This is a genomic window from Sphingomonas sp. BK235, from assembly GCF_004345855.1.
GTDB lineage: Bacteria > Pseudomonadota > Alphaproteobacteria > Sphingomonadales > Sphingomonadaceae > Sphingomonas.
This window is the reverse complement of record NZ_SLXN01000007.1, coordinates 15,518-35,297: the sequence shown is the minus strand read 5'-3', so window position 1 is coordinate 35,297 and position 19,780 is coordinate 15,518. Positions and strand designations below refer to the sequence as shown.

The following is a 19,780-nucleotide window of genomic DNA, read 5'->3' as shown; positions in this document are numbered from 1 at the left end:
GTCGTTACGCGGACACAACGCACGACCCCGCGCGCGGGTGCAAATAATTGCCGCGTCACGCGTCCCGATCGGCTAGGGGGCGCGGATGGCCGACGAACGTTCCTCGCAGCGCCCCCAGCACCGCATCGCCAAGCTGCTCGCGCGCGCCGGGATCGCCTCGCGCCGCGAGGTCGAGCGGATGATCGCCGAAGGCCGCGTCGCGCGTGACGGCACGGTGATCGACACGCCCGCGACGGTGCTTGAGTCGCTCCACGGCGTGACGGTCGACGGCCAGCCCGTCGCCGCCCCCGCGCCCGCGCGCTTGTTCCTGTTCCACAAGCCGGTGGGGGTGCTCACCACCGAGCGCGATCCGGGCGGGCGCGCGACGATCTACGATCGCCTGCCGCGCGACCTGCCGCGGCTGGTGCCGGTCGGGCGGCTCGACCTCAACACCGAGGGGCTGTTGCTGCTCACCACCGACGGCGGGCTCAAGCGCCAGCTCGAACTGCCCGCCACCGGGGTGGAGCGCAGCTATCGCGCCCGAGCCTATGGCGCGGTGACCCAGGCGCAGCTGGAGGAACTGATCCACGGCGTCGAGGTCGACGGGGTGCGCTACGGCGCGATCGACGCCAATCTGGAGCGCCGCACCGGCGCCAACGTGTGGATCGAGCTGACGCTGCGCGAGGGCAAGAACCGCGAGGTGCGGCGCGTGCTCGAATATCTCGGGCTGCGCGTCGGGCGATTGATCCGCACGCGCTACGGCCCGTTCGTGCTCGGCGACCTGCCGGTCGGCGGGGTCGGCGAGGTGCGCGCGGGCGACCTGGCGGGCTTTCGCCAGACGCTCAAGTCGCCGCTGGCGACGCGGCTGCCGCTGGAGGACGTCGCGGTGCGCGACGAGCGCCGCGGTCGTGCCTCCGCGCCGGCGGGTGCGGGTACGGGAGCGGGACACGCCGGCGCCACCGACGAGTCCGGCGCGCGACCGGCTCGGTTGCGGACGGGTGAGCGCGCCGGATCGCGGACGGGTGACCGGCAGGACCGCACGCCGCGCCCTGCCCTCGACGGCCGTCGCGACCGCGGCGAGCGGGGCGCCGGAGCGCGAGCATCGCGCGCCACCGGCACGAGCGCGCCGCGCGGTGCCGCGCAGGTCGAGGGGCGGCGCGTGCCCCGCGACGCCGACGCGCGGCCGCCGCGTGCCACCGCGCCACGCTCGACCGACCCCCGCGCGCTGCGCGCTGCGGCACAGGCCGAAGGGCGCCGCCTCTCCCGCGACACCGATACCCGGCCGCCGCGCGAAACCGCAGAAGCCGGGGGCCGGCGCGACCGTCGCCCCTCCGACTTCGACCCGCGCCCGCCGCGCGCTACCGGCGGGTCGCGCCCTCCCGCCACGGGCCGCCTTCGTGCGGCGGACGCCGCGTCGCGCGCCGCCGGCGACGAGCGCGTTCCCGGTGACGCACCCGCGCGCCCGCCCCGCGCCAAGCGCCAGCCCGGCTGGGCCAAGCCCAAGCCCAAGCCGCGCTCGGGGCCCGGTCGGCGCGGTCGGTCGTGAGGATCATCGCGGGTACGTGGCGCGGGCGTCCGCTGGTCGCCCCCGCGGGGGACACGACCCGCCCCACCGCCGATCGCACGCGCGAGGCGCTGTTCTCGATGCTGGCCAGCCGCCTCGGCAGCTTCGAGGGGTTGTCGGTGGCGGATCTGTTCGCCGGCTCCGGCGCGCTCGGGCTCGAGGCGCTGTCGCGCGGTGCGTCTCGCTGCCTCTTTGTCGAGCAGGACAAGGCCGCCCTCGACGCGCTGCGCGCCAATGTCGCCAGGCTGGGCGCGGCCGGCGCGGACGTGCGCGCGGGCTCGGTGCTCGCGCTCGGCCCGGCCGCGACACCGCTCGACCTGGTCATGATGGACCCGCCTTATGCCACCGGCGCGGGTGCGGTGGCGGCGGACAAGCTCGCGCGGCTCGGCTGGATCGGCCCAGCGACCTGGGTCTCGGTGGAAACCGCGCGCGGCGAGACGGTCGCCGCCGCGGGATTCGAGGTGGTCGCCGAGCGCGTCCACGGCCGCGCGCAGATCACGCTGCTACGGCTGGTCTAGCGCGCGCGTGATGGGCTCCACCGCGCTCAGGGTCCCTCGACCGGCACCGCGTCGACGTGGCGCGAGGCGCGCATCACCAGCAGCGCGACGAGGCTCAGCAGCGACATGCCCGCCAGATAGACGCCGACCGGGGCGAGCCCGCCGCGCTGCGCCAGCGACTGGGCCGCGATCGGGGTCAGCCCGCCACCGATGATGCCCGCCATGTTGAAGGCCAGGCTCACCCCGGTGTAGCGCACCCGCGCGGGGAACAGTCCGGGCAGCCACGCGCCCAGCGGACCATAGACGAAGCCCATCACGAACAAGGCGAAGGCGAGCGTGGCGAAGATCGGCAGCGGCGCCCCCGAGCCGAGCCCCGGCACCAGCACGAAGCCGGCGACCACCGCGCCGACGCAGCCCCGCCGCAGCACGTAAGCGGGCGAGCGCCGGTCGCTCCACTCGCCCGACAGCGCGATGCCAAGCGCCATGAACAGGATCGCCCCGAGCTGGAGCGCGAGGAACAGCTGGCGATCGAACCCGCGCGTCACCGCATAGCCGAGCGCGAAGGCGGTGGCGACGTAATAGACCGCGAAACACGCCACCGCTCCCAGCGTCCCACCCAGCGCGGTGCGCCAATGGTGGCGCAGCAGCTCGCCGATCGGCACCGCGGGGGGCGGCCCCTCCTCGATCATCCGCGCGAAGGCGGGGGTCTCGGCGATGGTCAGCCGCACCCACAGGCCCAGCACGATCAGCACCGAGGAGAGCAGGAACGGCAGCCGCCAGCCCCAGGCCATGAACGAGTCACGGTCCATCGTCGCGCCGAGCAGCAGGAACAGCCCGTTGGCGGCGATGAAGCCGACCGGCGCGCCGAGCTGGGGCACCATGCCATAGCGGCCGCGCCGGTGCGGCGGCGCATTCTCCACCGCGAGCAGCGCCGCCCCGCCCCATTCACCGCCCAGCCCGAAGCCCTGGCCGAAGCGCAGCAGGCACAACAGGACGGGGGCGAGATAGCCGGCCTGCGCGAAACTGGGGAGGAAGGCGATCGCCATGGTCGACCCGCCCATCAGCAACAGGCTGGCGATCAAGGTCGACTTGCGCCCGACGCGATCGCCGAAATGCCCGAACGCCCAGGCGCCGACCGGGCGCGCGAAGAAGGCGACCGCGAGGCTGCCATAGGCGGCGAGCAGCTCGATCGCGGGATCGCCGGCGGGGAAGAACAACGGCCCGAACACCAGCGACGCCGCGGTGGCATAGATATAGAAATCGTAGAACTCGACCGACGTGCCCACCAGGCTGGCGAGCAGGATGCGGCGATGCGAGGCGGTCGCTGGCGGGGTCGCGGACATGGCGCGGTTCATCGAACCCGCGTCGCGCCCGCGTCAACGGGAAAAAGTTGCCGCATGGTCACGAAAGGCTCTGCGATCGACACACAGCAGCAACGTTGACCCTCTATGTAGAGAGTGACGGCGCCGCTCCCCCTGTGTGGCGCCGTGGTGGCCGGACAATCCCCCTCGTCCGGCCCTTCCCTGGACTACGGGGCGGCTCGACGAGCCGCCCCGGCTTTTCCGGGATCCCACTGTCCAGATTTCCGAAGAGCATCGCTGACGCCTCGCGCGACGCCGTCACCGCGGCGTCACCGCAGGGGATCGCGCCAACTGACCGCGGCGATCACATCGCGATCGGCGTTACGCGTCCGACCGGTGCGCGGCCCGGGTCGAACCGGCGGCGATCAGGAGAGCCCCGCCGCCCGCACCAGCGCGCGCAGCATCCAGTAGAGCAGCCCTGACAGCGCCATCGCTACCGGCAGCGTCAGCAGCCATGCCGCGGCGAGCTGGACGAGCGTGCGCCGCTGCAGCCCCTGCCCGCTCGCCACCGACGCGCCCGCCACGCCCGAGGACAGGATGTGCGTGGTCGACACCGGGAGCCCGAAGCGATCCGCCGCGAGGATCGTCCCCGCCGCGACCAGCTCGGCCGAGGCGCCCATGCCATAGGTCATGTGCTGCTTGCCGATCTTCTCGCCGACCGTGACCACGATCCGCTTCCAGCCGATCATCGTCCCCAGCCCGAGCGCGAGCGCCACCGCGATCTTCACCCACAAGGGGATGAAGCGCGTCCCGCGCTCGAGCCGCTTCTGGTAATCGGTCAGCGCGTCCTTCTCCCGCTCGGACAGCGCGGCCTCACGCGCGGCGACGATCATCCGCGTCGCGTCGAGCACCAGATACATGTCGTTGCGCACGTTGGGCGCCGCCTGCGCGGGCACGTTGCTGAGCGCGCCATAATTTGCCACCCGCTGCGACAGGTCGCGCGACACCGCCACCACCGCGCCATAAGCGGCGGGCGTCACCGGCGCGCGGCGTTCCAGCGCGTCCTTGAGCAACGGCCGCGCGCGCTCCAGCGGCACCGGCGCGGCGCCGTGGCGCTCCAGCGTCGCGGTCGCGGCGGCGGCGCTGGCGACATAAGCGGGCGTCTCGCTCGCGGGCAGCGTGCGGTTCAGCGCATAAGCGGTGGGCGCGCAGCCGATCAGGATGAGCATGATCAGCCCCATCCCCTTCTGCCCGTCGTTCGAGCCGTGACTGAACGATACCGCGGTGCAGGTGAACACCAGCAGCGCGCGCATGCCGAGCGGCGGCGAGGCGTCGCCCTCGGGCGCCCGCATCAGCTCGGGCGAACGCGCGACGCGACGCAGCACCAGCAGCAGCAGCGCCGCGGCGGAAAAGCCGATCAGCGGCGCCATCCACAGGCCGGTCAGCACCTTGGTCGCCTGGCTCCAGTCGACCCCGGCGGTGCCGCCCGCGCCCGAGGTGAGCAATTGGTTGGCGAGCCCGACGCCCAGCACCGAGCCGATCAGCGTGTGGCTCGAGCTGTTGGGCAGGCCGACGTACCAGGTCGCGAGGTTCCAGATCACCGCGGCGAGCAGCAGCGCGAAGATCATCGCGAAGCCCGCGCCCGAGCCGACGTTGAGGATCAGGTCGACCGGCAGCAGCGTGATGATCGAATAGGCCACCGCGCCCGAGGACAAGAGCACGCCGAGAAAGTTGAAGAAGCCGGACCACATCACCGCCAGATTGGCGGGCAGCGAGTTGGTGTAGATCACGGTCGCGACGGCGTTGGCGGTGTCGTGGAAGCCGTTGACGAACTCAAACCCCAAAGCGATCAGCAGCGCCAGTCCGAGGAACAGGAACACGCCGACGGCGAGCTGCTCGCCGACCTGCTGCGTGTCGATGACGATGCTGATCCCGGCATAGAGAAGCCCCGCCGCGGCGAGCAGCAGGAACAGCAGGCGCGCGCCGGGATGAACCGGCGCGTCAAATCGTCGCGCAGCAGCAAGCGACGGCGGCGACTCGCTGGCCGCAAGGACGGTGGTTGCCATGGTGGCACCGCCATCCTCTCCGATCGTGACACTTTAATGACGATTAATGTCCCATGATGACCCAGATCAAGGGCCGTGCGGACCTAGCTTGTATCGATCCCCAAGGAGAGGCTCGTCGATCCTCCCCTGCAAGGGGAGGTGGCACGCCGCAGGCCTGACATCGGTGGTGGCGCCGCGTCCGCTCACGACACGCGCACCCCTCCGTCGCGCTACGCGCGCCACCTCCCGTTGCAGGGGAGGGTCGATCGCTTCAGGCATGAACGTCGATATCGCTTAACGATTTGGAGCCGCGAAGGCGTGTGAGTTCCTAGAGCAGGACTTCTCTGCAAAACTCCACCGTCATCCCGGACTTGGTCCGGGATCCACCGTGCCGCATACTCCTAAAGCGTTGTTTTACGCGGAAGAGTGGATCCCGGAACAAGTCCGGGATGACGGAAGCTGATGAGCAGCTAGGGGGTCGCAGGGGAGTCCTAAAGCAGGGAACGCGCGGCACGCCGCCTATCCCGCCCCCACCACCGGCGCGGCTCAGTCCATGCCCGGATAGGTCGCGAAAGCGGGCAGCTCCGCCATCCCGCTGGTCCACGGCAGACGCTCCTTGACCATGATCTGCGCACCGGGCGGGAACGTCGCCGGATCGTCCAGCGTCCCCGACTGAACGTCGACCAGCCCCGGCAGCGCGCTCGCGTTGCGATAGAATAGGCCGGTACCGCAGCGCCCGCAGAACTGGCGCTCGCCGTGCTCCGACGAGTGGTACGTCACCGGCTCCCCCGTCACGCTGACGTGATCCTCGCGAAAGGCGATCCAGCCCATCACCGGCGCGCCCGACCAGCCGCGGCAGTCGGTGCAATGGCACAGAGCGTGATGCTCGGGCGCGCCTTCCGCCTCGTAGCGGATCGCGCCGCAGTGGCAGCCCCCCGCGATCACCGCCTGCTCCGCCATCTCGCTCTCCCTCGACTCGTTCGATGTTGCCAGTATGTTCTCACGAGATCATGCTTCTGGCAAGCCGCGCGCTTGCTCCGCGGCGCGACGTTCCCTACCTGTTCGGGGGTGACCGAGCCAGCCAACGCCCTTCAGGACCCGCCCTATCTCGCCGGGCTCAACCCGCCGCAGCGCGACGCGGTGCTCACCACCGATGGCCCAGTGCTGGTGCTCGCCGGCGCTGGCACGGGCAAGACCGCGGCGCTCACCGCGCGGCTGGCGCACCTGCTGTGGACGCGCAAGGCTTACCCGTCCGAGATCCTCAGCGTCACCTTCACCAACAAGGCCGCGCGCGAGATGCGCGAGCGCGTCGGCCGCCTCGTCGGCGACGCGGTGGAGGGCATGCCGTGGCTCGGCACCTTCCACGCGATCGGTGCCAAGATGCTGCGCCGCCACGCCGAGCTGGTCGGGCTGCAGAGCAATTTCACGATCCTTGACACCGACGACCAGTTGCGCCTGCTCAAGCAGCTGATCGTCGCGGCCGACCTCGACGAGAAGCGCTTTCCCGCGCGCAGCCTCGCCGGGCTGATCGACGAGTGGAAGAACAAGGGCCTCACCCCGTCCGAGATCGACGCGGGCGAGAGCGAGCGCTACGGCAACGGCCGCGGCGGCGAGCTCTACCAGCAGTACCAGGACCGGCTGCGCGCGGTGAACGCCTGCGACTTCGGCGACCTGCTGCTCCACGTGCTGACGATCCTGAAGCGCGAGCGCTCGGTGCTGGAGCAGTATCAGCAGCGCTTCCGCTACATCATGGTGGACGAGTATCAGGACACCAACTCGGTCCAGTATCTCTGGCTGCGGCTGCTCGCGCAGGAGCGACGCAACATCTGCTGCGTCGGCGACGACGACCAGTCGATCTATTCGTGGCGCGGCGCGCAGGTGGAAAACATCCTCAAGTTCGAGAAGGACTTCCCCGGCGCCAAGGTGATCCGGCTGGAGCAGAACTACCGCTCCACGCCGCATATTCTCGCCGCCGCCTCGGGCGTGATCGCCAACAACGGCGGGCGGCTCGGCAAGGAGCTGTGGACCGAGCTCGACGCCGGCGAGAAAGTGCGCGTGCTCGGCGTGTGGGATGGGCCCGAGGAGGCGCGCCGCGTCGGCGAGGAGATCGAGGCGGCGCAGCGCGACGGCACCAGCCTCGATCATGTCGCCATCCTCGTGCGCGCGCAGCACCAGACGCGCGAGTTCGAGGACCGCTTCATCGCGATCGGCCTGCCTTATCGCATCGTCGGCGGCTTCCGCTTCTACGAGCGCGCCGAGATCCGCGACGCGCTCGCCTATCTGCGTGTCGTCCACCAGCCCGCCGACGACCTCGCCTTCGAGCGGATCGTCAACACGCCCAAGCGCGGGCTCGGCGACAAGGCGATCGCCAAGCTCCACCAGCTCGCCCGCGCCGAGCGGCTGCCGCTGTCGGTCGCGGCGGCGCGCATCCTCGACAGCGACGAGCTCACCCCGCAGGCGCGCAAGGCGCTCGGCCGCTTCGTCGGCGACGTGGCGCGCTGGCGCGACATGGCCAACGACCTGCCCCACGCCGAGCTGGCGCGCCAGATCCTCGACGAGAGCGGCTATACCGCGATGTGGCAGGCGGAGAAGTCGGCCGAGGCGGCGGGGCGGCTCGAGAACCTCACCGAGCTGGTACGCGCGATGGAGGAATATGAGAGCCTGACCGCCTTCCTCGAGCATGTCAGCCTGGTCATGGACAATGAGGCGACGCGCGAGGATCCCAAGGTGACGATCATGACGATCCACGCCGCCAAGGGGCTGGAGTTCGACACCGTCTTCCTCGCCGGCTGGGAGGAAGGGCTGTTCCCGTCGCAGCGCGCGCTCGACGAGGGCGGCACGCGCAGCCTCGAGGAGGAGCGCCGCCTCGCCTATGTCGCGATCACGCGCGCGCGCCGCCGCGCCACCATCCTCCACGCCGCCAACCGCCGCATCTACGGGCAATGGACCAGCTCGCTGCCGTCGCGCTTCGTCGCCGAGCTGCCCGACGCGCACGTCGACAGCGAGACGAGCATGTCGGGCGGCGAGAGCCTGTGGCGCGCCAACTGGAGCGAGCGCGCCGACCCCTTCGCCGATGTCGCGCGCGGCACCGGCCGCGGCCCGGGCTGGCAGCGCGCGGCGGGAACGCTCGGCACGCAGGGCGGGAGCAAGCCCGGCGGCGAGTGGACCAGCCGCACCTTCTCGCGCGAGCCGGTCCGCGTGGTGGAGAGCCGCGCCTCGGCGGTGAGCATCGGCAACAAGGGCCGCGGCGACCTGTCGGTGGGGCAGCGCGTGTTCCACCAGAAGTTCGGCTATGGCGCGATCGCCGAGATCGAGGGCAACAAGCTCGAGATCGACTTCGAACAGGCCGGGCGCAAGCGCGTGATGGACAGTTTCGTCAGCGCCAGCTGAGACTTTCGCCCCGCGCACGGGTTGTCGGCGGCGGAGGTGCGCCATGTCCGAGACCGCCGAGAAGACCGACCCCGATCTGTGGGAGACGGTGAAGGACGAGATCACCGCCGGCGCGAAGGGCGGCAGGAAGGGCCAATGGTCCGCGCGCAAGGCGCAGATGGCGGTCGCCGAGTATAAGAAGCGCGGCGGCGGCTATAAGGGCGGCAAGGACGCGGACAATTCGCTGCACCAGTGGAGCGAGGAGGATTGGGGCACCAAGTCGGGCGCGACGAGCGAGGAGAGCGGCGAGCGCTATCTCCCGAAGAAGGCGCGCGAGGCACTGTCCGACAAGGAGTATGCGCGCACCAGCGCGAAGAAGCGGGCCGACACGAGGAAGGGCAAGCAATTCTCCGCTCAACCCGCCGACGTGGCGGAGAAGACGCGGCCGTACCGCGACCATCGCTCCAAGGCCGATCTCTACGCCGAGGCGAAGAAGCGCGACATCCCCGGTCGCTCCACGATGAACAAGGACGAGCTGGCGAAGGCGCTCGCGGGATAGTCCGCAGATCTGGTCGCGTCATCGGTCAGCCACGTGCCCCGGCGCAGGCCGGGGCCCAGTTGGGTGACGCTACGTGATCCTCACCGCGATAACCCAAGTGAAGAAGCTTATGCGGGACCTTCGCCCAGTCCCAACGTGATCCCGGCCTCGAGCCGGGATCCATGCTTCCGCGACAACAAGGCTCTCGGCGCGCGGCACCATGGATCCCGGGTCAGGCCCGGGATGACGAAGAAGAGCGGCGCTATCGGCGATGCAGAAAGTCCGCCTGCGCCGGGGCACGCCGCCCCTACCTGCGCAGCTCCACCGCGCCGCTTCCCCAGAGCGCCCACCAGATGATCGCCGGCTGGAGCAGCAAGCGCGGCGCATGGTACCAGATCGGCAGCCCCGTCCCGCTGCCGAGGTCGAGCATGGCGTGATAGATGTTGGCCGGCCACACGCACAGTGCATAGGCCGCCAGCCCCCATCCCGCGAAGCGCCGCGTGGCGCGTGGCAGCAGCATCGCCGCGCCGGCGAGCTCGATCACGCCGGTGACCGCCACAACCGCGACCGGCAGCGGGATCGCGGGCGGGACGATCGCCACCATCGCGTCGGTGAAGACGAAATGCGCGATGCCGCCCAGCGCGTAGAACAGCGCGAGCGCCCACCGACCCCAGCGCCGCGCGTCACTCTCGCGCTGGCGCTTGAAGCCGTAGGAAGCGTAGCGATCGACCGGCAAGCCGGTCAGACCTCCACGGCCAGGAGCGTCACGCCCTCGTACTTGTCCTCCCCGGGGACGAACAATTCGCTCGGCTTGAAACGCCGCGGCGTGATCCGCAGCCCCGTCAGCCCGGCGAGCTTGAACGCGCCGATCTTGGGCTCCTTCGGCGGCTGGCCGTCGCGCTCGAGCGTCAGCGCGTCGAGATAGATCTCGCCGTGCTTGGTGTAGAGGATGTGCGGCGCCAGCGTCACCTCGCCGCGATTGTAGGTCGCGGCGATCGCCTGCTGCTTGACGATCGCCTCGAAGACGATCGGGACGGTGTCGGGAACGGCGCTTGGCTTGTTCATCGTCTGAGCATTCATCACGCTGCCCTTAGCCGATCGCGCTGCGTTGCAGCAAGAACCGACGAAACTCTGCTACGTTCCCGTCATAGCACGGTTTCCGCCTCAACGCGGCATCAGCTTCTGCGCGAAATAGGTCATCTGCAAGGCCTGCAACCGCGCGCCCTGCTCGATGTCCGCGTCGCCCGAATGGCCCCCAGCGGTGTCCTCGTAGAAGAGGTAGGGCAGGCCATATTCCTTCAACCGCGCGGCGAACTTGCGCGCGTGCTGCGGGCCGACCCGGTCGTCCTTGGTGGTGGTCCAGATGTACGGCTCGGGGTAGCGCACGCCCTTGCGGATGTTCTGATAGGGCGAGATCGTGCTGAGAAAGGCGCGCTCCTCGGGCACGCTGACCGAGCCATATTCGTCGACCCAGGAGGCGCCCGCCGCGATCTGTTCGTAGCGCAGCATGTCGAGCAGCGGCACCTGGATCGTCACCGCCTGCCACAGCTCTGGGTGCTGGTTGAACTCGACCCCCATCAGCAGCCCGCCGTTCGAGCCGCCGTAGATGCCCAGCTTCTGCGGGCTGGTCAGCCGCCGCGCGATCAGGTCCTTCGCCACCGCGGCGAAATCGTCGTAGATCACCTGTCGCTTGGTCTTGCGCCCGGCGTCGTGCCACGCCGGACCGAACTCGCCCCCGCCGCGGATGTTGGCGAGCACATAGGCCCCACCGCGCTCGAGCCACAATTTGCCGGTGATCGCCGAATAGCCCGGCAGCATCGGCAGCTCGAACCCGCCATAGGCCGTCATGATCGTCGGCGTGGTGCCGTCGCGGGGGACGCCCTGTCGGTGAACGACGAAATAAGGGACCTTGGTGCCGTCGGTCGAGGTCGCCTCATGCTGTTCGACCACCAGCCCGGTCGCGTCGAACTTCGCCGGCAGCGTCTTCACCGCCGCCCCCGCCCTCGCCGTCGCGGCGTCGAGCGGCAGCAGCGTCGTCGGCGTCAGGAAGCCGGTCACCGTCACATAGGCGTGGTCGCTCTTGTCGTCGGCGCTCGCCACGCCGAGCGACGCATTGTCGGGCAAGGCGACCGGCCGCGCCGTCCAGCCCTCCTCCCCCGGCGTGTAGACCGTCGCCCGCCCGCGGACATTGTCGTTGTAGATCAGCACCAGCCGATCCTTGGTCGTCACCAATTCGTCGATCGACTGGCGCGGGTTGGGCGCGAACACCACCGTCGGGTTCAGCGTCCCCTTCTCGACATCGGCGAGCGGCACGGAAGCGATCGCGCCCGCCGGCACCTTGCCCCACGGATCGCTGGTGCGGAACAGCACCTGGCCGTGGACCATCGCCTCCGGGAAGGTCCGCGCCGGCACGTCGAGCTTGCGCGTCCCGGCCGGGGTCCAGACATAGGTCTCGCCGCCGAAGAAGGTCGTCTGCCGCGTGATCGTGACCAGCCGATGGCCCTGACCGTCGGTGATTACCCCGGCATAGGTGCCGAGCTGGTCGCCCGGCTGGCCGCGATAGACCTCGGTCGCCGCGTCCAGCGGCTGGCCGCGCTTCACCATCTTGACCACGAAGGGATAGCTCGAGGCGGTCATCGTCCCCGCGCCCCAGTCGCGGCTGACCAGCAGCGTATCCTTGTCGAGCCAGCTCGCGCCCTGTTTCGACTTGGGCAAAGCGAAGCCGCCGGCGACGAATGCGCCGGCAGCCAGGTCGAACTCGCGATAGCTGATCGCGTCCTCGCCGCCCTCGGACAGCGCGATCAGACACAGCCGCTCCTCGGGCTGGAGGCAGGTCGCGCCCTTCCACACCCATTTCTTGCCCTCCGCCTTCGACAGCGCGTCGAGGTCGAGCACCGTCGTCCATCTCGGCTGCGGCCGGGCGTAATCGGCCTCGCTGGTCCAGCGCCAGATGCCCTGCGGATGATCGGCATCGCGCCAGAAATTGTAGATGCGGCCGTACAATTGGCTCGGCATCGGGATGCGGTCCTTCGCCGCGGCGATCGCCAGCGCCTGCTGGTAGAAGGTCTGGTAGCGCGGGTCGTCCTGCAGCCGCGGCAGCGTGCGCTTGTTCTCGGCCTCGACCCAGGCGAGCGCCCTGGCGCCGTCCTTGTCCTCGAGCCAGACATAGGGATCTTCGGTCATCGCCTTGCTCTGGGCGAGCGCCGCCGATGCCGCAAGCGCCGCGGCGAGCGCCACCCCGATGGCCAGCCTTCCCCGTCCCGAAACCCTCATCACTGCGACCCTTCTCTTCGTTGTCGCCAATCTTGCGGCGCGCGGCGGCGCGGAACAAGCCGCAACGTGGCGAGTCGGGCAGGCAAGCATGCCGCCCGCTGACCCGATCCGACGCGCCGCCGCGGGCGCCTCCGCCGTTGATGGCCTGCCCGCGCCGCGCCGCTACGCCGCGGTCGCGGCGCTCTGCTTCGGCACCGCGCTGGTGATCATCGACGGCGGCGTCGCCAATGTCGCGCTGCCGACGATCGCGCGCGACCTCGGCGTCGACTCTTCTTCGGTGGTGGCGATCGTGACCGTCTATCAGCTGATGCTGGTCATGCTGCTGCTGCCCTTCGCCGGACTGGGCGAGCGGATCGGGCTGAAACGCATGTACCAGCTCGGCCAGATGATCTTCACCGTCGCGACCTTGCTCTGCTTCTTCGCCAAAAGCCTTCCCTTCCTGCTGGTGGTGCGCGCGGCGCAGGCGATCGGCGCGGCGGGTGCCTTGTCGGTCGCCTCGGCGCTGATCCGCCAGACCTATCCGAGCGCGCAGCTGGGGCGTGGCCTCGGCATCAACTCGGTAGTGGTGTCGAGCTCGGCCGCGGCGGCGCCGACCATCGGCGGACTGGTGCTCGCGGTGGCGCCCTGGCCCTGGGTGTTCGCCAGCGCGATCCCCTTCGCGCTCGCCTCGCTGCTGTTCGGCCGCGCGCTGCCCGACCCCGCGCCGCGCGAGCGGCGCTTCGACGTGCTCGGCGCGGTGATGTGCGCGGCGATGTTCGGGTTGGTGATCGGGGGCGCCGAGAGCGCGGTCCACGGCGACAGCCCGGTGGTGTCCGCCGCGATCGTGCTGCTCGGCGGCGCGATCGGCGTGATCTATGTCCGGCGCGAGCGCGGGGCCGTCGATCCGATCCTGCCGGTCGACCTGCTCGCGCGGCCGGTGATCGCGCTGTCGACGATCGGCGGCTTCACCGCCTTCGTCGCGTCGATGACGCTGCTGCTGTCGACACCGTTCCGGCTCACGCACGAATATGGCTTCACCGCGGCCGAGGTCGGCGCGGCGATCGCGCCCTGGCCGCTGACCAACATGATCGTCGCCCCGCTCACCGGCTGGCTGTCCGACCGCGTGCCGGCGGGGCTGCTCGGCGGGATCGGCATGGCGATCTCGATCGTCGCTTTGGTGCTGATCGCGCTGATGCCGGCCGATCCGGGCTATGTCGACGTGGCGTGGCGGATGGCGCTGTGCGGTTCGGGCTTCGGCACCTTCCTGCCGCCGAACGCGCGGCTGATCATCGGATCGGCACCGCGCGGGCGTGTGGCCGCGGCCGGCGGGCTGGTGAGCACGGTGCGGCTGGTCGGCCAGACGACCGGGGCGACCCTGGTGGCGGCGCTGCTGGCGATGGGCGTCGGCGCGGGGGCGGTGCCGCCGCTGGTGTCGGCCGGGTTGGCGCTGGTGGCGGGCGTGTGCAGCCTCGCGCGACTGCGTCCCTCGGTTCGCGAGGCGGGCAGCGGTGAGGCGGAGGCGGTGCCGGCGGCGACGGTGCGGTAACCGCGACCATGTGTTCCGCGCACGCGGGAACCCAGTGGCGGCGAACGGCAGTGACCTGGGGCGCTGGGCTCCTGCGTGCGCAGGAGCACGGACCCGCTTGAGTATTCTGATCAGGTTTACCCGCGCATCCCGATCCACGCCAGCCACAGCCAGCCGGCGATCAGCAGCGTCCCGCCGATCGGCGTCACCGCGCCGAGCCAGCGCGGCAGGCCGAGCGCCATCAGGTACAGGGTCCCCGCGAACAACGCGCCGCCGGCGAGGAACAGCCAGGCCGGCCCGCGCGCCTCCAGCCGCAGCGCCACCAGCGCGGCGAGCGCGTGGACCAGCTGATAGTGGCTCCCGGTCTTGAGCCATTCCACCGCCGCGCCGCTCGCGCCATGCGCCCCGAACGCGCCCGCGCCGACCGCGAGCGCGCCCGACAGCGCCGCCAGTACCACAAGCCAGTTCACTCGCGCTGCCCCCCGCCCCATGGCGCCTGCTCGGCGACCAGCGCGCGCGCGGCGCGGATGTCACCCGCCTCGATCTGGATGCGCAATCGCTCGCGGTCGCGCGCGCGATACATCTGCTCGGCGCGGTCGATCTCGGCGGGCGAGACGCCCAGCCCCTCCAGCGCCAGTCGCGCCATGCGGATCGCCGATTCGAGCACCTCGCGCACCACCGCGCGCGCCGGCCCGGGCTTGAGCCGCACCAGCGCGCGCCGGTCGAACGCGCGGACGTAGATCGCCGCGCGCGGGAACGCCTCGTGGATCGCCTCGAGCTGGCCGAGATCGAGCTGGTCGCCGTCCATGCAGAACAGCAGCAGCTCCGCCTCGGCCGCGCCGGCCTGACGCAGCAGGTCCAGCCGGGTGCCGTCGCCGTAATAGACCTTGGAGCCGAACTCCTCGGCGATGTCGATCATCTCGATGTCGCTGTCGATCAGCGTGACCGGTATGTCCTGCATCATCAGCATCTGCCCGACTGTCTGGCCGAAGCGGCCGTAGCCGACGATGATCGCGTTGGCGCCGTCCGCCTTCGGCCCGTCACGCGCGCCGTCGGCGACGATCGGCTCCTCGCGGAAGCGGCGCGTGAACATCATCAGGAAGGGCGTGGTCGCCATCGACAGTGTGATGATCGCGCCGAACAGGCTCGCCGCCTGCGGCGCGATCAGATAGGCGTTCTGCGCCTGGGCGAGCAGCACGAAGCCGAACTCGCCGCCCTGGCTCAGCAGCAGTCCGAGCGCCACCGCCTGCCGCCACGTCATGCGGAAGGCGAGCCCCAGCGCGGTGATGATCCCCGCCTTGGTCGCGATCAGCGCCGCCGCCATCGCCACCACGAAGACGGGCCGCTCGGCGATGGCGTGCAGGTCGAGCATCATCCCGACGGCGAGGAAGAACAGCCCGAGCAGGATCGAGCGGAACGGCTCGACGTCGGTCTCCAGCTCGTGGCGATACGGGCTGTCCGCCAGCATCACGCCCGCGACGAACGCGCCGAGCGCGGTGGAGAGCCCCAGCCACTCCATCAGCGCCGCCGCGGCGATCACGGTGAACAATGCGGCGAAGACGAACATCTCGCGCTCGCCGAGATTGCCGATGCCGCGGAACAGCGGGCGGAGCACGAAGCGCCCCACCGCAACCAGTCCCGCGATGGCGAGCACCGTGTAGATCACCAGCAGCCAGCCCGGCGGCCCCGCCGCGGCCGCGGGGTTGCGGCTCATCGCGGCGATGATCGTGATCATCGGGATGATCGACAGGTCCTGGAACAGCAGGATCGAGAAGGCGCGCTCGCCGAATGGCGTGCGCAGCCGCCCCGACGATTGCAGCATCGGCAGCACCTGCGCGGTCGAGGACAGCGCCAGCGGCATCCCCACCGCCAGCGCCGCGGCGAGCGAGAATTTCGCCGCGAGCGCGAGGATCGCGGCGATGGCGACACCGCAGGCGACGACCTGGAGCAACCCGAGCCCGAGAATATCCTGCTTGAGCCGCCACAGCCGCGTCGGGCTCAGCTCCAGCCCGACGATGAAGAGCAGCAGCGTGATGCCGAGCTCGGCGAAGCCCAATTTGGTCTCGGCGTCGCCGACCAGCCCGAGCAGTTGCGGCCCGACCAGCGCGCCGGCGACGAGGAAGCCCAGGGTCGCGCCCAGCCCGAGCCGGCGGAACAGCAGCACGAAGACCAGCCCCGCACCGAGCAGGATGGTCCCGTCACGGATCAGCGAGCCGTCGGCGGCGTGCTCCATCAGGCGCCGACCTTGCTCGCGGCGCGCGCCTGCTCGGCGGCCTCCGCGGCGGCCTCGAAGGCGAGCCGGATCGAGGGATGGCGCGCGGTGAGCTTCAACCCCGGCGCGAAGATCGCGACGCCGGGCCAGTCGGGCGTCTCGCCGGTGCCGGCGAGCCAGGCGGTAAGCGAGTCGCGCGCCGCCGCCAGCTCCTCGGGCGTGCGGCCGATCGCGTGCCGCGCCAGCAAGGTCGACGAGGCCTGGCCGAGCAGGCAGGCGCGCACCTGCATGCCGAGCGCGGCGACCCGCCCGGTGCCGTCGAGATCGACGTCGACCGTCACGCGGCTGCCGCAGATCGGCGAACGCTTCTCGGCCGAGCCCGCGGCGCCGACGAGCCGCTCGGGATAGGGGTTGCCGATCGCCAGCGCGCTGATCTCAGGGGTGTACAGGTCGAGGCTCATGACTCTCTGTTCTCTCTGGCGACGCGCGGCGCGAAGACGGGCTCGCCGCGCCGCCGCCGGTCGACGAAATCGGCGATCGACGCGCTCGTCGCGCTGAGCAGCGGGTAGGTCCGCGCCTGCGTCAGCCACGCCGGCCGGTGCGACGGCCCGCCGCCCGTCGTGTCGAGCACGAGGATCAGCAGAAGATAGGCGAGGCTCGCCAGGATCAAACCCTTCAGCGCGCCGAACCCGAAGCCCAGCGCGCGGTCGATCGGGCCGAGCACCGAGGTACGGCTGCGCCGCGCCACCGCGTTGACCACGATCTTGCTGAGGAAATAGGTGCCCGCGGTGAGGATCACGAAGGCGAGCACCGCCGCGCCCGAGGCGCTGCCGACCGTGCCGGCCAGCGCGCGCGCGAGCGGCAGGTGGAAGATCTTGAGCGCGAACACCATCGCCACCCAGGCGAACAGCGCCAGCACCTCGCCGACGAAGCCGCGCCGCACGCCGCCCAGCGCGGTCAGCGCCACCGCGGCGAGCACGGCGATGTCGAGCCCCTGCAAGTTCATGCGCGCATCCTTATGGCGCCGCGACGGCGGGGGCCAGCGCGAGTTGCGATGCGGGTGCGAGGAGGTGAGGACGGGTACCCGGAATGGTGATCAGGACCGCCGCCGGGACGACGCCGATCCTCCCCGGCACGGGGAGGATCAGAGACGGAGACGCCCCTCACCCCCTCCCGAGCAGGTGGTCGACGAACTGCCCGAGCGTCCGGAAGCTCGACCGCCGCATCACCTCACGCTCCGCCGCCGCGGCGCTCTCCGGCAGCAGCGCGCGCTCGAAGCCGAGCTTGGCCGCTTCCTTGAGCCGCAGCGGCGCGTGCGCCACCGGGCGCAGCTCGCCCGACAGCGCGATCTCGCCGAACGCCACCGCGTCGGCGGGCACCGGCCGCTCGCTCAGCGCCGAGACCAGCGCCGCCGCGACCGCGAGGTCGGCCGCCGGGTCCTGCACGCGATAGCCCCCCGCCACGTTGAGATACACCTCGCAGGTCGAGAAGCTGAGCCCGCAGCGCGCCTCCAGCACCGCCAGGATCATCGCCAGCCGCCCCGAGTCCCAGCCGACCACCGCGCGCCGCGGCGTCGCCCCGCTGGCGAGCCGCACCACCAGCGCCTGGATCTCGACCAGCACCGGTCGCGTCCCCTCCAGCGCGGGGAAGACCGTGGCGCCGGTGACGCCCTCGTCGCGCTGGGTGAGGAACAGCGCCGAGGGGTTGGACACCTCCGCCAGCCCGTCGCCCGCCATGGCGAAGACGCCGATCTCGTCGGTGCCGCCGAAGCGGTTCTTGAGGCTGCGCAGGATGCGATACTGGTGGCTGCGCTCGCCCTCGAAGCTCAGCACCGTGTCGACCATATGCTCGAGCACGCGCGGCCCCGCGATCGTGCCATCCTTGGTGACATGGCCGACCAGCACCACCGCGGTGCCGCGTTCCTTGGCGAAGCGGATCAGCTCCTGCGCGCTGGCGCGGACCTGGCTCACGGTACCCGGCGCACCCTCGATCAAGTCGGAGTGCATCGTCTGGATCGAGTCGATCACCAGCAGCGCGGGCGGGCGGTCCTGCGACAGCGTCGTCAGGATGTCGCGCGTCGAGGTGGCGGCGGCGAGCTTCACCGGCGCGTCGCCCAGCCCGAGCCGGCGCGCGCGCAGCCGCACCTGATCGGCGGCCTCCTCGCCCGAGACATAGGCCACCTCATGCCCGCGCCGCGCCAGCGCCGCCGCGGCCTGGAGCAGCAGCGTCGACTTGCCGATCCCGGGGTCGCCGCCGATCAGCGTCGCCGAGCCCGCCACCAGCCCGCCGCCCAACGCGCGGTCGAGCTCGGCGATGCCGAACGGCGTGCGCGGGGGCAGCGCCACCTCGGCGTCCAGCCCGACCAGCGCGATCGTGCGCCCGCCCCCCTGGAGATTGTGCTTGGCCTGAAACGGCGTGGCAGCGACCGGCGCTTCCTCCACCAACGTGTTCCACTCGGAGCAGTCGGCGCACTGCCCCTGCCAGCGGTGAGACACCGATCCGCACGCCTGACAGACGTATCGCTTATGCGCTTTGGCCATGCGGCCGCCTTAGCGCGAACGGAACAGGAAGGGAACGACTGTTCGATGAACGAGCGGTTCACCGCACGTGCAGGGCGAGTCGGGCATCACCGGGAACCCTGTTTGAGACGCGATCGTTTCAACTTCGTCATTTTTTCGTAAACGACCATAGGAGTTTCTCGTGAAGCACTTCGCCGTTTTCGCTCTCGCTTCCGCCGCCGCCCTTCCCGGGGCCGCGCTGGCGCAGGCGGCAGCACCGGCCCAGGCGCCTGCCACGGGTGCGGCCACGGTCGCCACCGGCGCCACCGTCTATGACACCTCGGGCGGGGTCGTCGGCACCGTCGAGAGCACCGACGGCACCAATGCGGTGGTCAACACCGGCACGGTCAAGGCCGCGATCCCGCTGACCTCGCTCGGCAAGGGCGCGCAAGGCCCGGTGCTGGCGATGACCAAGGCGCAGCTCGAGGCCGCGGCCGGGCAGCAGCAGGCGCAGGCCTCGGCCGACTTCAAGTCCAAGCTGGTCCCCGGCGCGACCGTCTACGGCAGCGGCGGTACGCAGCTCGGCACGATCAAGTCGGTCGACGCCAGCGGCGTGACGCTGACCACCACGGATGGTGACGCGGTGCTGCCGGCGACGGGCTTCGGCCCGGGGCCGCAGGGCGTGATGCTCGGCATGACCGCGGCGCAGCTCAAGTCGGCGATGACGGCGGCGGGCGGCGGCAGTGCGGCCGGCAGCAGCGCGGCCGGTGCCGGTACGGCGGGCGCGGCAGCGGCGGGCGCCACCACGACCGACGCGACCGCCGGCACCGCCGCGGCGGGCGCGACCACCGCGGACACCACCACCGCGACCCCCGGCACCACCGCGGACGCGTCGACCACTGCGCCGGGCGCGACCACCACGACGACCAAGAGCAAGCGCAAGCCGCGCTGATCCGCTCTGGGTCGCGATCCACGCGCGCCGCTCGGACGTCTGTCCCGA

17 protein-coding genes are annotated in these 19,780 nt (G+C 71.1%); 6 read left to right on the top strand and 11 right to left on the bottom strand.

Annotated elements, in window-relative coordinates; translation table 11 throughout:
* Positions 1-85: 85 nt before the first annotated feature.
* Positions 86-1,525, top strand: a complete 1,440-nt coding sequence (locus tag EV292_RS16890; RefSeq protein ID WP_132910425.1) for a pseudouridine synthase — start codon at positions 86-88, stop codon at positions 1,523-1,525.
* Positions 1,522-2,061 (top strand): 16S rRNA (guanine(966)-N(2))-methyltransferase RsmD, encoded by a 540-nt coding sequence (gene rsmD, locus EV292_RS16885; protein WP_132910424.1) that lies wholly within the window; start codon positions 1,522-1,524, stop codon positions 2,059-2,061. Before EV292_RS16890 ends, rsmD begins: the two co-directional genes overlap by 4 nt.
* A gap of 26 nt (positions 2,062-2,087) precedes the next feature.
* On the opposite strand, the gene EV292_RS16880 is transcribed toward rsmD, so the two are convergent.
* The 3 genes from EV292_RS16880 to EV292_RS16870 form a co-directional block, all read right to left on the bottom strand.
* The gene (locus EV292_RS16880) at positions 2,088-3,383 is read right to left on the bottom strand and encodes an MFS transporter (protein ID WP_132910423.1); all 1,296 of its coding nucleotides are present in this window, start codon (positions 3,381-3,383) and stop codon (positions 2,088-2,090) included.
* Between the two features lie 383 nt (positions 3,384-3,766).
* The gene (locus EV292_RS16875; protein WP_132910422.1) at positions 3,767-5,407 is read right to left on the bottom strand and encodes an inorganic phosphate transporter; all 1,641 of its coding nucleotides are present in this window, start codon (positions 5,405-5,407) and stop codon (positions 3,767-3,769) included.
* Positions 5,408-5,932: 525 nt separating this feature from the next.
* Positions 5,933-6,346: a GFA family protein gene (locus tag EV292_RS16870; RefSeq protein ID WP_207913459.1), complete on the bottom strand. Its 414-nt coding sequence runs from the start codon at positions 6,344-6,346 to the stop codon at positions 5,933-5,935.
* A gap of 108 nt (positions 6,347-6,454) precedes the next feature.
* Between EV292_RS16870 and EV292_RS16865 the strand changes: the two genes are divergently transcribed.
* Together EV292_RS16865 and EV292_RS16860 are read left to right on the top strand one after the other, a co-directional pair.
* The gene (locus EV292_RS16865) at positions 6,455-8,776 is read left to right on the top strand and encodes a UvrD-helicase domain-containing protein (RefSeq protein ID WP_132910421.1); all 2,322 of its coding nucleotides are present in this window, start codon (positions 6,455-6,457) and stop codon (positions 8,774-8,776) included.
* Between the two features lie 43 nt (positions 8,777-8,819).
* Positions 8,820-9,314 carry a hypothetical protein gene (locus EV292_RS16860; RefSeq protein WP_132910420.1) on the top strand — a complete coding sequence of 165 codons (495 nt, stop codon included), beginning with the start codon at positions 8,820-8,822 and terminating at the stop codon, positions 9,312-9,314.
* 286 nt (positions 9,315-9,600) lie between these two features.
* Here the strand turns inward: EV292_RS16860 and EV292_RS16855 are convergent, their stop codons facing one another.
* From EV292_RS16855 to EV292_RS16845, 3 genes are all read right to left on the bottom strand, one after another.
* Positions 9,601-10,029 (bottom strand): hypothetical protein, encoded by a 429-nt coding sequence (locus tag EV292_RS16855; protein ID WP_243693826.1) that lies wholly within the window; start codon positions 10,027-10,029, stop codon positions 9,601-9,603.
* 5 nt (positions 10,030-10,034) lie between these two features.
* Positions 10,035-10,358, bottom strand: coding sequence for a WYL domain-containing protein (locus EV292_RS16850; RefSeq protein ID WP_132910419.1), 324 nt, complete (start codon positions 10,356-10,358; stop codon positions 10,035-10,037).
* Between the two features lie 99 nt (positions 10,359-10,457).
* Positions 10,458-12,476: a prolyl oligopeptidase family serine peptidase gene (locus tag EV292_RS16845; RefSeq protein ID WP_243693825.1), complete on the bottom strand. Its 2,019-nt coding sequence runs from the start codon at positions 12,474-12,476 to the stop codon at positions 10,458-10,460.
* 178 nt (positions 12,477-12,654) lie between these two features.
* On the opposite strand from EV292_RS16845, the gene EV292_RS16840 reads away from it, so the two are divergent.
* Complete coding sequence (locus EV292_RS16840) at positions 12,655-14,091, top strand: MFS transporter (protein ID WP_132910417.1); 1,437 nt, start codon at positions 12,655-12,657, stop codon at positions 14,089-14,091.
* Between the two features lie 116 nt (positions 14,092-14,207).
* Here EV292_RS16840 and EV292_RS16835 read toward each other — a convergent pair whose 3' ends face one another.
* The 5 genes from EV292_RS16835 to radA form a co-directional block, all read right to left on the bottom strand.
* The gene (locus EV292_RS16835; protein ID WP_132910416.1) at positions 14,208-14,561 is read right to left on the bottom strand and encodes a DUF423 domain-containing protein; all 354 of its coding nucleotides are present in this window, start codon (positions 14,559-14,561) and stop codon (positions 14,208-14,210) included.
* A complete protein-coding gene (locus tag EV292_RS16830) occupies positions 14,537-16,303 on the bottom strand; it encodes a cation:proton antiporter (RefSeq protein WP_132910415.1) in 1,767 nt (588 codons plus the stop codon). Before EV292_RS16830 ends, EV292_RS16835 begins: the two co-directional genes overlap by 25 nt.
* The gene (locus EV292_RS16825; protein ID WP_132910414.1) at positions 16,303-16,743 is read right to left on the bottom strand and encodes an iron-sulfur cluster assembly scaffold protein; all 441 of its coding nucleotides are present in this window, start codon (positions 16,741-16,743) and stop codon (positions 16,303-16,305) included. The genes EV292_RS16830 and EV292_RS16825 overlap by 1 nt, the downstream gene beginning before the upstream one ends.
* Complete coding sequence (locus tag EV292_RS16820; RefSeq protein ID WP_132910413.1) at positions 16,740-17,288, bottom strand: CvpA family protein; 549 nt, start codon at positions 17,286-17,288, stop codon at positions 16,740-16,742. Before EV292_RS16820 ends, EV292_RS16825 begins: the two co-directional genes overlap by 4 nt.
* A 157-nt stretch (positions 17,289-17,445) precedes the next feature.
* Positions 17,446-18,822 carry a DNA repair protein RadA gene (gene radA, locus EV292_RS16815; protein WP_132910412.1) on the bottom strand — a complete coding sequence of 459 codons (1,377 nt, stop codon included), beginning with the start codon at positions 18,820-18,822 and terminating at the stop codon, positions 17,446-17,448.
* Positions 18,823-18,982: 160 nt separating this feature from the next.
* Here radA and EV292_RS16810 point away from each other — a divergent pair, with 160 nt between their 5' ends.
* Positions 18,983-19,732 carry a hypothetical protein gene (locus EV292_RS16810; RefSeq protein WP_207913458.1) on the top strand — a complete coding sequence of 250 codons (750 nt, stop codon included), beginning with the start codon at positions 18,983-18,985 and terminating at the stop codon, positions 19,730-19,732.
* Positions 19,733-19,780: the final 48 nt, after the last annotated feature.

Coding starts and splice junctions, on each gene's coding strand:
- EV292_RS16890 (WP_132910425.1), top strand. CDS start 86: ATGGCCGACGAACGTTCCTCGCAGCGCCCCCAGCACCGCATCGCCAAG.
- EV292_RS16880 (WP_132910423.1), bottom strand. CDS start 3,383: ATGTCCGCGACCCCGCCAGCGACCGCCTCGCATCGCCGCATCCTGCTC.
- EV292_RS16875 (WP_132910422.1), bottom strand. CDS start 5,407: ATGGCAACCACCGTCCTTGCGGCCAGCGAGTCGCCGCCGTCGCTTGCT.
- EV292_RS16870 (WP_207913459.1), bottom strand. CDS start 6,346: ATGGCGGAGCAGGCGGTGATCGCGGGGGGCTGCCACTGCGGCGCGATC.
- EV292_RS16860 (WP_132910420.1), top strand. CDS start 8,820: ATGTCCGAGACCGCCGAGAAGACCGACCCCGATCTGTGGGAGACGGTG.
- EV292_RS16850 (WP_132910419.1), bottom strand. CDS start 10,358: ATGAACAAGCCAAGCGCCGTTCCCGACACCGTCCCGATCGTCTTCGAG.
- EV292_RS16845 (WP_243693825.1), bottom strand. CDS start 12,476: ATGACCGAAGATCCCTATGTCTGGCTCGAGGACAAGGACGGCGCCAGG.
- EV292_RS16840 (WP_132910417.1), top strand. CDS start 12,655: ATGCCGCCCGCTGACCCGATCCGACGCGCCGCCGCGGGCGCCTCCGCC.
- EV292_RS16835 (WP_132910416.1), bottom strand. CDS start 14,561: ATGGGGCGGGGGGCAGCGCGAGTGAACTGGCTTGTGGTACTGGCGGCG.
- EV292_RS16830 (WP_132910415.1), bottom strand. CDS start 16,303: ATGGAGCACGCCGCCGACGGCTCGCTGATCCGTGACGGGACCATCCTG.
- EV292_RS16825 (WP_132910414.1), bottom strand. CDS start 16,743: ATGAGCCTCGACCTGTACACCCCTGAGATCAGCGCGCTGGCGATCGGC.
- EV292_RS16820 (WP_132910413.1), bottom strand. CDS start 17,288: ATGAACTTGCAGGGGCTCGACATCGCCGTGCTCGCCGCGGTGGCGCTG.
- radA (WP_132910412.1), bottom strand. CDS start 18,822: ATGGCCAAAGCGCATAAGCGATACGTCTGTCAGGCGTGCGGATCGGTG.